The sequence below is a fragment of the Kitasatospora sp. NPDC004669 genome (assembly GCF_040609455.1).
GTDB lineage: Bacteria > Actinomycetota > Actinomycetes > Streptomycetales > Streptomycetaceae > Kitasatospora.
Genome location: NZ_JBEXKB010000139.1, coordinates 1 through 10,249, shown reverse-complemented (window position 1 = coordinate 10,249; position 10,249 = coordinate 1). Strand labels below are relative to the sequence as shown.

Annotated in this window: 9 protein-coding genes and 2 pseudogenes; 4 read left to right on the top strand and 7 right to left on the bottom strand. The window is 70.6% G+C overall.

The genetic code is table 11. From position 1 onward, the window contains the following. Positions 1 to 148: 148 nt before the first annotated feature. Positions 149 to 472 (bottom strand): hypothetical protein, encoded by a 324-nt coding sequence (locus tag ABZW30_RS45300; protein ID WP_355677187.1) that lies wholly within the window; start codon positions 470 to 472, stop codon positions 149 to 151. Between the two features lie 36 nt (positions 473 to 508). Between ABZW30_RS45300 and ABZW30_RS45295 the strand changes: the two genes are divergently transcribed. Both ABZW30_RS45295 and ABZW30_RS45290 read left to right on the top strand, forming a co-directional pair. After that, the gene (locus tag ABZW30_RS45295) at positions 509 to 1,183 is read left to right on the top strand and encodes a hypothetical protein (RefSeq protein WP_355677186.1); all 675 of its coding nucleotides are present in this window, start codon (positions 509 to 511) and stop codon (positions 1,181 to 1,183) included. A gap of 140 nt (positions 1,184 to 1,323) precedes the next feature. Then, on the top strand, positions 1,324 to 1,563 hold the full coding sequence (locus ABZW30_RS45290) for a hypothetical protein (RefSeq protein ID WP_355677185.1): 240 nt from the start codon (positions 1,324 to 1,326) through the stop codon (positions 1,561 to 1,563). 169 nt (positions 1,564 to 1,732) lie between these two features. On the opposite strand, the pseudogene ABZW30_RS45285 reads toward ABZW30_RS45290, so the two are convergent. After that, positions 1,733 to 2,643 (bottom strand): annotated as a pseudogene (locus ABZW30_RS45285) (IS982 family transposase); the annotation flags it as partial. Positions 2,644 to 2,706: 63 nt separating this feature from the next. Next, on the bottom strand, positions 2,707 to 4,365 hold the full coding sequence (locus ABZW30_RS45280) for an MFS transporter (RefSeq protein ID WP_355677184.1): 1,659 nt from the start codon (positions 4,363 to 4,365) through the stop codon (positions 2,707 to 2,709). Positions 4,366 to 4,526: 161 nt separating this feature from the next. Between ABZW30_RS45280 and ABZW30_RS45275 the strand changes: the two genes are divergently transcribed. Then, complete coding sequence (locus ABZW30_RS45275; RefSeq protein ID WP_355677183.1) at positions 4,527 to 5,543, top strand: WYL domain-containing protein; 1,017 nt, start codon at positions 4,527 to 4,529, stop codon at positions 5,541 to 5,543. 156 nt (positions 5,544 to 5,699) lie between these two features. Here ABZW30_RS45275 and ABZW30_RS45270 read toward each other — a convergent pair whose 3' ends face one another. From ABZW30_RS45270 to ABZW30_RS45255, 4 genes are all read right to left on the bottom strand, one after another. Further along, entirely contained in the window at positions 5,700 to 6,932 is a 1,233-nt protein-coding gene (locus ABZW30_RS45270; RefSeq protein WP_355677182.1) for a transglycosylase family protein, read from the bottom strand. Positions 6,933 to 7,169: 237 nt separating this feature from the next. Then, positions 7,170 to 8,723 (bottom strand): hypothetical protein, encoded by a 1,554-nt coding sequence (locus tag ABZW30_RS45265; protein WP_355677181.1) that lies wholly within the window; start codon positions 8,721 to 8,723, stop codon positions 7,170 to 7,172. A 203-nt stretch (positions 8,724 to 8,926) separates the two neighbouring features. Next, a complete protein-coding gene (locus ABZW30_RS45260; RefSeq protein WP_355677180.1) occupies positions 8,927 to 9,088 on the bottom strand; it encodes a hypothetical protein in 162 nt (53 codons plus the stop codon). 193 nt (positions 9,089 to 9,281) lie between these two features. Then, entirely contained in the window at positions 9,282 to 9,620 is a 339-nt protein-coding gene (locus ABZW30_RS45255) for a hypothetical protein (protein WP_355677179.1), read from the bottom strand. Positions 9,621 to 9,776: 156 nt separating this feature from the next. On the opposite strand from ABZW30_RS45255, the pseudogene ABZW30_RS45250 reads away from it, so the two are divergent. After that, positions 9,777 to 10,249 (top strand): annotated as a pseudogene (locus tag ABZW30_RS45250) (helix-turn-helix transcriptional regulator); the annotation flags it as partial.

Here is a 10,249-nt window from a genome sequence, read left to right as displayed (position 1 = left end):
CTGACGAGCACCCCAGTAGTGTCAGCCGGTCCAACACCCGGCACAAGATCAAGTACAGCAGTCGCAGACCCACGAACCGCGATCATGCCCGTGACGCGACCGCTTGCAAAGCCGCTGCTCAGCCACCGTACGACAGTAAAGACACCCTTCAGGTGTCGTCGCCAGTGCGCAGCGCGGTGGTCCAGGTGGTCGGGGCGAGGGCGTTGATGCCCGGCCAGTAGCCGAGTTCGAGCAGGGTGCCGGTGTCGGAGATCGTCCGGTGGGGCTGGGCGGACCACACCCTGTCGGCGTGGATGTCGCGGCGCATCACCGTGGCCCCGGGCCGGAACCGGATGCGCCACTGACCAGGGCCACCCAGCCGTCCAGCATCGACGTCGCGCTCGGTCCAGCCGCGGGCGAGGCCCGCGCCGTGGTGGAGGCTACGGATGCCGTCATGGCCGGACCAGCGCGGCAGCGGCATGGTGGTGGCCACGACGGGCCGCTCACCGCGGCCTTGTAGGCTCCCGGCATGGCACAGTCCGCAGAAAAGAACCCGCTGGTGAGCGGGGATCACATACGTCAGGCCGTCGCCTGCTGCGTGGACGTCCTCGAAAGCGTTCCGACCGCGCTGTGGCACGAACGGGCCGGCAACCTGGAGTGGACGCGCTGGGAGACCGTCGAGCACATCGCGGACGATCTGCTCACCTACGCCCTGCGGTTCGGGCTCGCCCGGCCCATCGCCGTACCACGCGTCCCGCTGCGCGTCTCCGGTGACCGACCGGGTGGCCCGGCCAACGTGATCTTCGCTGACCAAGAGGCAGGACCCCTGGGGCTGCTGACCGTCGTGCAGGCGTGCGGTGGGCTGCTCGCGGCCGCCGTGGACATCGCCGACGCGACGGCCCTGGCCCCGCACGTATTCGGGGCCTCCGACCCCGAAGGCTTCGCCGCGATGGGTGTCGTGGAGGCCCTGGTCCACACCCACGACGTCGTCCAACGCCCGGACCGTCCCTGGGAGCCGCCGCAGGACCTGTGCGAACGGGCACTCGCACGACTGTTCCCCGACGTCCCCGTCATCGGCAGCGCCTGGTCAACACTTCTGTGGGCCACCGGGCGCATCGAGACGCCCGATCGCCCCCGCCGAATGGACTGGCGCTGGCACGGGGCACCGCTTGCCGAGCGCCGACAGGCGCACGGTCAAACGTAGACGGGGCGCCGAAGGCGAGCGACGCTGGCGTGTGGGCCTTCGTCGAACGCCCCGCACGCCGGCGCCGAACAGACCACGGCGCAGCCGGCGGCCTGCACCCAGCTGTGGGAGCAGCCGGGCCTGGACGGGGCGGGGCGGGCATGGGAGCAGCGCTGGCGCTCCGTCCCCCGGCCCTGGTGGTCCTGGTGGGCACGGCGGCCGCCGGGGCTCGCTCGGCGGTGGCGGACCTGCGACTGGCCGCCGAGGAAAACCCAGCCGTCACCGACATGCTCGCCGCCGTCCCGGCGAGCGCCACCCGCATCGAAGGCCTCATCCAGCGCAGCCCGTCCGCGTCCATCTGGCACCCGCTCAGCACCCGGGGCGGGCGGGCGGAGCTGTAGGGGCTGGGAGCCGCAGAGTGGCCTACCAGCCGGTGCGGCTGCTGCTCGCCGCGCATCCGCGGGGGTCAGCGCCGCCGGTAGGAGGCACCGATCATCGCCAGAAGCAGCAGCGGCGCAACGGTCGCCGCTCTGCGCGCCCGGTCCTAGATGACTGATGCCAAGGGGTTCGGTGGTCATATGCGGTCAGGGAGCGCATGACGGGTTGTCTGGTGCGGTCGTTGTGCCAGATCGTGGCGGTCAGCGCGAGGATCCGCTGGAGGACGCGGGCCATGACACCTCTCGGCGTGTGGCCTTGGTGTCGTTCGAGGTCGAGCTGGCCCTTGAAGGTGTCGTTGACCGACTCGATGATCTGCCGCAACGGCTTGAACAGCTGTGATCCGGCCCGCTCGGCTTCGCCCTTGCGGGCCGGACGCAGGAGCCGGATCTCCGGTTCGGCGAGCTCACGCTCGAACGCGGCGCCGAAGTAGTTCTTGTCCCCGATCAGGGTCTGCCCGGGCCGGGCGGCCACCAGGTGGGCCTCGGTGTCCAGGATGTCCAGCAGGGCGGTGCGCTCGTCGGCCTTGGCGCCGGTCAGCGCGAACGCGACGGGCAGGCCGTGCAGGGTGCACACCAGGTGCAGCCCCAAGCCCCGGAAGAACCGCGAGTGGCTGGCGCAGTAGCCGTACTCGGCCCATCCGGCCAGGTCGGAGCGCTTGACCGTCTCCCGGGAGCGCCCGCACTCGATCGGCGTGGAGTCGACCACCCACACGTCGTCGTCCACAGGCGGGTGTCAACGGCCAGCAGCCGGTTGACGCGGGCGATCAGGTCCGTCGCCTTGCGCGGGCGCCGGTTGTAGCCCGACTGACCCGGCAGGTACGGGAAGAGATGCCGCAGATGGGAACTCGCGTAGCGGATCCAGCGGCGCTCGGAGACGTAGCCGAGCAGGGCCTGCATCACCGCGAGAGTGACCAGCTCGGCATCGCCGAGCTTGGGCTCGATGCCGATCTCGGGCCGCCACGGAGCCAGATGCGGCGATTCCTTCAGCAGGTCGTCGGTCTTCACGTAAAGCGCGGTGGCGAGGGAGTCCAGGTCAGGCGTCACAACCGATCTCTGGACTCCCTCGCTTCATGTCATGCGCGCCAGCGAGCCCTTGGCATCAATCATCTAGGCACGGGTCCGACCGGCGTTGATCTCGGCGTCCGGTGCTGCGTCGGCGGCGTTGCCCTCTCCCCACTGCTGGGCGCCCTGCTTGGGCCAGGGGATGAGGAAGGTCGCCAGCATGCCGAGGGCGAGCAGCGCGGCACAGGTGTAGCCGTTGATCTGGATCGCGTGGGACATGGCTTCGCGGGCGGCGTCGGCGGCGGACGCCGTCTGCGGGTTGTCGCCCAGCCCGGAGATCATCGCGCCGGCGCTGTCGGAGACCGCCGAGGACAGCTGGTCGGCGCCGGCCTCGGGCGTTCCCTGCGTGACGAGCCGGTCCGACAGGTCGGAGGCCAGTGCCGTCAAGAACGTCGAGGTCAGGACCGCGATACCGAGTGCGGAGCCGAGCTGGCGCGCGGCGCTCTGGATTCCGGAGCCCTGGCCGGCCTGCCGCGGCGGCACGTCCGCCAGGACCACGTTGGTGACCTGGGCGGTGGCGAAGCCGACCCCCGTGCCGTACAGGAACAGGGCGATGGCGATGACCCACCACTGGGAGTCGCTGCCGGCCAGCAGGCCGAACATCAGCAGGCCGGCGGCCTCCAGGACCAGGCCGATCCGGACCAGGCCGACCGGCCCGGTCTTCTCGGCCATGCCGAAGCTCGCGCCGCTCGCGAAGAAGCTGCCGACCGCGACGACGAAGACCAGCAGCCCGGTCTGGACCGGGGAGTAGTCCAGGGTGTACTGGAGCCACAGCGGCAGCACGGCGAGCATGCCGAACTCGGCCAGGGCGATGATGAGTGTCGCGATGTTGCCCGTGCTGAAGGACTTGATGCCGAACAGCGAGGTGTCCATCAGCGGCGCCGTGCCGTTGCCCCGGGTGAGCCGCACCTGGAGGAACAGGAAGAGGGCGAGACACACCACCGCGACGACCAGGGCGACCGGGATGACCGACAGGCTCGTGCCGTCCTCGAAGGGACCGAAGTCTTTGCGCGGTTCCCACCACCCGTAGTTGCGTCCCTCGATCAGCGCGAACGCGAGAAGTCCGAGGCCCGGCACCGACAGCACCACGCCGACGGCGTCGAACCGTCCCGGCTGGCGGGGGGAGGGCTGGAGGAACTTCATGACGCCGACGAGGATCAGCGCGACGACCGCGATGTTGATGCCGAAGGCCCACCGCCAGGTGTAGTCGGAGAGCCAGCCGCCCAGCAGCGGTCCGACCGCGGCGGCCGCCCCGATCGTCGATCCCCAGATGGCGAACGCCTTGCCGCGGTCCGGACCCCGGAAGGTCAGATTGAGCAGCGCCAGCGACGTCGGCATGATGATCGCGCCACCGGCACCCTGCGCGAACCGGCTGGCGATCAGCAGTTCCCCGGTGGGCGACACCGCCGCGGCGATGCTGGCCAGCCCGAAGACCACGGTCCCGGCCATGAACAGCCTGCGCGCTCCCAGGATGTCCGAGAAGCGGCCCATCACCAGCAGCAGGGCGGCCAGGATGATCGCGTAGGACTCCTGGATCCACTGAGCGCCGAAGGCCGAGATCTCCAGGTCGTCGATGATCGGCGGCATCACCACATTGACGATGGTGAAGTCCACGACCACCAGCGAGACACCGAGGGAAATGGCGACCAGACCCAACCAGGCGTCCCGGTTGGTGGGTGAGGGCCGAGCCGGATTCTCGGACACAGCGTTCCTCCGTTCTGTTCGATGGGGGTGCACCCGGTTCGGTCGCCGAGGGCGAGGTACTGGGGGTGTCGGGGAGGCGTCCCGCCTCCGAGCCCATGGCACCCTGCCAGAAGAAGAGGACGTATTCTGACCTCTACTGACACCAATTCGGAGGGCAATCCGTGATCGCCAACCGAACGCTGGAGCTGCTCAGCCTGCTTCAGGCCCAGAAGGAGTGGACCGGCGACGGTCTGGCCGAGCGGCTGGGGGTGTCCCCGCGGACGGTCCGGCGCGACATCAGCCGACTGCGCGAACTGGGCTATCCCGTCACGGCGCGCAAGGGCCCCTCCGGCTTCTACCGGCTGTCCCGCGGAGCGCGGCTGCCCCCGCTGATAGTCGACGACGAGCAGGCCATCGCCATCGCGCTGGCCCTGCAGACGGCTCCGGCCTCGGTGACCGGTATGGGGGACGCCACGAAGCGGGCGCTGAACTCCATCAAGGAGCTCCTGCCTCCCCACCTGGCCCGCAGGCTGGCGACCTTCTCGATCGAGCAGATAGAGAACGCCTGGGAGCTGGCCCCGCCCCAGGTCGATCCCGCGCTGCTGGCGCAGCTGAGCGCCGCCGCGCAGCAGCGCGAGCTGGTGCGGTTCGCCTACCGGTCCATCGACCGCGACCCTGTGGAGGACGACAAGGTCCTGGCCGAACCCCATCGGCTCGTCGTCTGGTCCGGGCGCTGGTATCTGGTGGCGTACGACCAGCGCAGGAACTCCTGGCACACCTATCGGCTCGACCGCATCGGGCAACTGACCTCCACCGCCTGGCGGTTCGGTCCTCGGGAAGTGCCGGAGGCGGACATCACCCGCTTCGTCCAGAGCCAGCCCGACCGGGGGGACACCGCGGACACTTGGCCGTGCTGGGGCACCGTCCTGATGGAGTGCCCCGCGACGCTGGTGGCGAAGTGGGCTCCGGGCGCGGCGAGCTTCGAAGCGATCGACGAGCGGATCACCCGGATCCGGATGGGGGCGTGGTCCTGGTCGGCGCTCATCGGTTTCCTCGTCACCTTCAACTGCCGTTTCACCGTCGAAGGCCCGCCCGAACTCGCCGAAGCGGCCCGCCAGGTGATCGGCCGCCTCGACGTCGGGGTGCCCCTGCCAGCGCCAGCTAGGAATGTTGCCGAGCTGGACGCGGCAATCGACTGACCCCAAGCGGCCCATAACCCCGCCACATAAAGGCGGCATGCGAGCTTATTAGGCAAGTGGCTCCGACTGGCGTCGCCAGTCGGAGCAGGTAATGCAGGTCAGTGCCCGAGCGTGAGGCGATCTGCGTTGGTGTGGGAGAAGACCAGTCGCGACCCGTTACTTGGCGAGGGTCTCCAGGTGCATGTCGCCGTTGGGCATGCCCGTGGCGGAGATCCCGTTGACCGAGCCGCTGTTGTCGGCGACCTGGGCGCCCTGCCAGGTGCCGCCCGCGTAGCGGACGTTGTCGAAGACGTTGCCGCTGGCCAGGGTCACCAGGTGCATGTCGCCGTTGGGCAGCGCCGCGGTGGAGATGGCGTCAGTGTGGCCGCCGCCGTCGGCGACCTGGGCGCCCTGCCAGGTGCCGCCCGCGTAGCGGATGTTGTCGTACACGACGCCGCCGTTCAGGGTCTCCAGGTGCATGTCGCCGTTGGGCATGCCGACTGCCGCCATCGAGGTGACGTGCCCGCCGCCGTCGGCGACCTGGGCGCCCTGCCAGGTGCCGCCCGCGTAGCGGATGTTGTCGTACACGACGCCGTCGTTCAGGGTCTCCAGGTGCATGTCGCCGTTGGGCAGCGCGGCGACCGCGATGGCGCCGACCGAGCCGCCGCCGTCCGCGAGCTGCGCGCCCTGCCACGTCCCGTTCGCGAAGCGGACGTTGTCGAAGACGAGGCCGCCGGAGCGGGTCACCAGGTGCATGTCGCCGTTGGGCATGCCGACCACCGCGATCTGGTCGACCTTGCCGCCGCCGTCGGCGACCTGCGCGCCCTGCCAGGTGCCGCCCGCGTAGCGGATGTTGTCGTACACAGAGCCGCCGACGAGGGTGACGACGTGCGTGTCGCCGTTGGGCAGCGACGCGGTGGCGACCTGCGACACGTCGGCGCCGCCGTCCGCGAGCTGCGCGCCCTGCCACGTGCCGTTCGCGAAGCGGATGTTGTCGTATACGTGGTTGGGCGAGGCCGGGGCCGGGGTGGGAGCGGGGTACGGGTTGGTGTGGTCGGTGGCGAGGCCGGTGCCTGGTGCGCATGACCAGGCGCGGGCGCCCTGGTCGGCGAGGAGCTTCTCGGCGATGAGGATCTGCTGCTGCTTGGTGGCCAGGTCCGGGCGGGGGGCGTAGTTGAGACCGCCATAGTAGCGCCAGTTGTAGAGGCTGATCTGGAGGCCGCCGTAGTAGCCGTTGTTCGTGTTAATGCTCCAGTTGCCGGTGCTCTCGCATGCCGCGACCTTGTCCCAGGTGGTGACCGAGGCGGCCGAGGCCTCGGTCGGGGCGAGCAGTGGTGCGGAGAGTGCCACCAGCATGGCGGTGGTGGATATCCGGCGGAGAACGGGGGCCGGGAGGGAGCGTGCGGGCATGGTGGGCTCCTGGGAAGTGGTGCTGGAAGGCGCGCTGCGTGGGTGGTGGCGGCTCGGCTGGACCGGTTCTGGACGGGTCGGGGCCGGTGCTGACCGGGAGGGCTGCCCTGTTGGAAGCGGCCGGGTCGGGTGCCGTGGGCCGGGCGGGGCGGCGGGCGGGACCCGTAGCGTGTTTCCGGTCAGGGCGGAGCCCCCGGCGGGTGCCGGGGGCTCTGGGTGGGTGTGGCAGGTGTGGGGTCAGCGGCCGCCGGTGACCAGGATCTGGGCCGAGCCGTCGGGCATCCCGGCGATGCCGACGCGCTGGGCGTTGAAGGTGGAGGCGCCGTAGGCTCCGGCGATCGCGGTGAAGGGGGTCCAGGTGCCGTCGGCGTAGCGGGCGCGGTGGTAGACGTTGCCGTCGTTGCCGATGGCCAGGATCTGGGCGGAGCCGTCGGGGGTGATGGTGATCGAGGCGTTGCTGGCGGACATGTCGGGGGTGCCGACGCCGTCGATGGGGGCGAGGCCGGTCCAGGTGCCGTCGGCGCGGCGGATCTCGTGGTAGACCTTGCCGTCGCCGCCGATCAGGAGGACCTGGGCGGAGCCGTCGCGGTTGGCGGCGATGGAGACGTCGAGGGCCTGCATCGGGGTGCCGGTGGTCGAGGTGACCGGCTGGAAGCCGCTCCAGGTGCCGTTGGCCGCGCGGACGGTGTGGTATGCGATGCCGTCGCCGCCGATCGCGAGGACCTGGGCGGAACCGTCCTGGCCGACCGTGATCGACACGTGGCCGGCCTTCATCGGGGAGCTGTCCGCGAGGGTGAGTGGCTGGAAGCCGGTCCAGGTGCCGTCGGGGTGGCGGATCTCGTGGTAGAGGGTGTTGTCGGCGCCGACCGCGAGGACCTGGGCGTTGTTGTCCGGGCCGACCGCGATGGAGACCTGGCTGGCGGCCATCTGGTGGCCGCTGCCGTCGGTCAGCGCGCCCCACGGCTGCCAAGTGCCGTTGCTGTAGCGGATGGTGTGGTAGACGTTGCCGTCCAGGCCGACGCCGACGACCTGCGAGGAGCCGTCCGGGGCTGCGGCGATGGACTCGCTGTAGCCGTTGAACTGCGGGGCCGAGCCGACGCCGCCCAGCGCGCCGAGGCCGGTCCAGGTGCCGTCGGCGTTGCGCGTCCCGTGGAAGAACTGGCCCTTGGTGGTGCTGGCCGGGGCCGGGGCGGGAGCCGGGGCGTCGTCGGTGATCTGGTTGTAGCGGTAGGCCTGGAAGCCGCGGCTGGAGATCTCGGATCGGCTCATGGTGCGGGCGCGGGTCGGACCGGAGCGGCTGTACTCCTCGATGATGCTGGCAGTGGAGTGGGAGCTGTCCGTCCAGCCGGTGAACAGCACGGTGTGGGTGCTGATGTTGTTGAGGGCGTCGCCGGGCTGCAGGGCGTCAATGCTGATGTGGGTGGAGACGTCGGGCAGCGAGCTGGTGGTCAGGCTGTCCGGCAGCTGCCAGGCCATCGAGACCAGGCCGGAGCAGTCCTGGCGGTAGCGGCCGCCGGTCTCGGTGTCGGCCCACCAGCCGTAGGGGCTGTTCAGGCCGTTGGGGCTGTACGGGACGGCCTTGTTGACCCAGTCCGTGGCCCGAGCGACGGCCTGGCTGCGGGTCACCGTGCCGCCGGGAGCGGCGCCGTTGCCGATCGTGCCGGTCGCGCTGGCCCGTGCCCAGGACGCAACGAGGGTGTCGGCGTGGGCGGGCAGGACGGTCAGGACGGCGGAGGCGGAGGCGGCGGCCAGGGCGATGGAGAGGCTGCGGGCGACGGCGCGACGGGACATGGCGGTAGACCCTTCTATGGTCATGTGCATTACAAGCTTGATTGGATGACAGTCCGCCCGTCACTGCGGCGGAAGTGGGGCGGCGGCTACGGCCGCGAAGAAGAACGAGGACAGGCGCGTTGCTTCGCGCCCTCTGGTGCGGACCCGGACGGTTGCCCTGCAGGAGCAACCGGTCGACGGAATGCGGTGGCCCTGGCGGGAGGTCAGCCCCAGATCATGTTGTCGGGCTGGGCCTGGACAGTGGTGGCGGCCTGAGCGGTGGTGGCCGGCTGGGCGGGGGCGGCCTGGGCGGCGACGGCGGGGAGCAGGGCGGCGAGGGCGAGGGCGGCGACCGCGGCGGCCTTGGCGATGACAGTGCGGAACATGATGGTGTCCCCTTTCGGATACGACGGAGTGTGGGAATCCGGTGTGGGCGTCCCGCGGTGACGCTTTCTCCGGTTGCCGTCCGGGCGGTGTTCCCTTCCGGCGATCACTAGCTTCGTCGCTGGTCAGGGCGGGTGGAAGGGTTATCGGATGGACGGAAGCGTCCCTGGACCGTTCCGGCCAGGACTACTCCGGTCAGGACCATTCCGGCCAGGACCGACCGGGGGTGGACAGCAGGCGCTCGTAGAACGGCACGACAAGCGGTGCGGCGGCCCCTGCCGCCTTCCAGCCCGTGAGCTGGGGTACGGCCGCCAGGACACGCCGGCAGAACGCGGCGGTCCGGCCTTCCGCCTCGGCGAGGGAGTCGGCGACGAGGTAGACACCAAGCACCGGGTCCGGGACCGCGTCCGGGTGGACGACGAGGTGTTCGACCCGGTCCTCGGGCCGGACGGCGGCCAGCAGGAGCTCGCGGGCATCGAGGGGCAGCGAGCGGCCAGGCGAAACGGGCCGCAAGGCGGCGTGAACGAGGTACATGGAACGAGCGTGCCGAAGCGGGCAATCTCCGTATAGGGGATGACCATGGACGGTTCAGTCCCCGGCCTGAACCGTCCACAAAGCTCTGCGGCCGGGCTCTCCCAGCTGTGAAATGATCGCGTGCGTATCGAACACGGGTTCATCACGGGGGTGGGCATGCTCGCGGCACTGGGGCTGGACAGCGTCTCGGAGGCGGTCTACCGGGCGATGCTCGCCCATCCGCAGGAGGGCGTCTCCGCTCTCGGCGAGCGGCTCGACCTGCCCGAACAGCAGATCAGGACGGCCCTGGACACGCTCAGCGAACTGGCCCTGCTACGGCCGTCCGCAGACCGCGAGGGGGAACTGCGAGCGGTCTCCCCCGAGGTCGGGATGGAGCTCCTGATGGCCCGCCAACAGGCCGAACTCGCCGCGCAGCAGCTGCGCGTGGAGGCCTCCCGGGCGGCGGCTGCACAGCTCATCGCCGACTACGCCGACCTACGGCCTGCCGGGAACCACCCCGGCGTCGAACAGCTCACGGGCCTCGACCAGATCCGCGACCGGCTCACGACGCTCACCCGGGAGGTGTGCGAGGAGGTCATGACCTTCGCGCCCGACGGCGGGCAGAAGCCCGAGAACATCGCGGCCGCCAA

Excerpts from the sequence above, each read along its gene's own strand:
- ABZW30_RS45265 (WP_355677181.1), bottom strand. The coding sequence starts at position 8,723 with ATGTCCCGTCGCGCCGTCGCCCGCAGCCTCTCCATCGCCCTGGCCGCC.
- ABZW30_RS45290 (WP_355677185.1), top strand. The coding sequence starts at position 1,324 with ATGGGAGCAGCGCTGGCGCTCCGTCCCCCGGCCCTGGTGGTCCTGGTG.
- ABZW30_RS45270 (WP_355677182.1), bottom strand. The coding sequence starts at position 6,932 with ATGCCCGCACGCTCCCTCCCGGCCCCCGTTCTCCGCCGGATATCCACC.
- ABZW30_RS45255 (WP_355677179.1), bottom strand. The coding sequence starts at position 9,620 with ATGTACCTCGTTCACGCCGCCTTGCGGCCCGTTTCGCCTGGCCGCTCG.
- ABZW30_RS45295 (WP_355677186.1), top strand. The coding sequence starts at position 509 with ATGGCACAGTCCGCAGAAAAGAACCCGCTGGTGAGCGGGGATCACATA.
- ABZW30_RS45260 (WP_355677180.1), bottom strand. The coding sequence starts at position 9,088 with ATGTTCCGCACTGTCATCGCCAAGGCCGCCGCGGTCGCCGCCCTCGCC.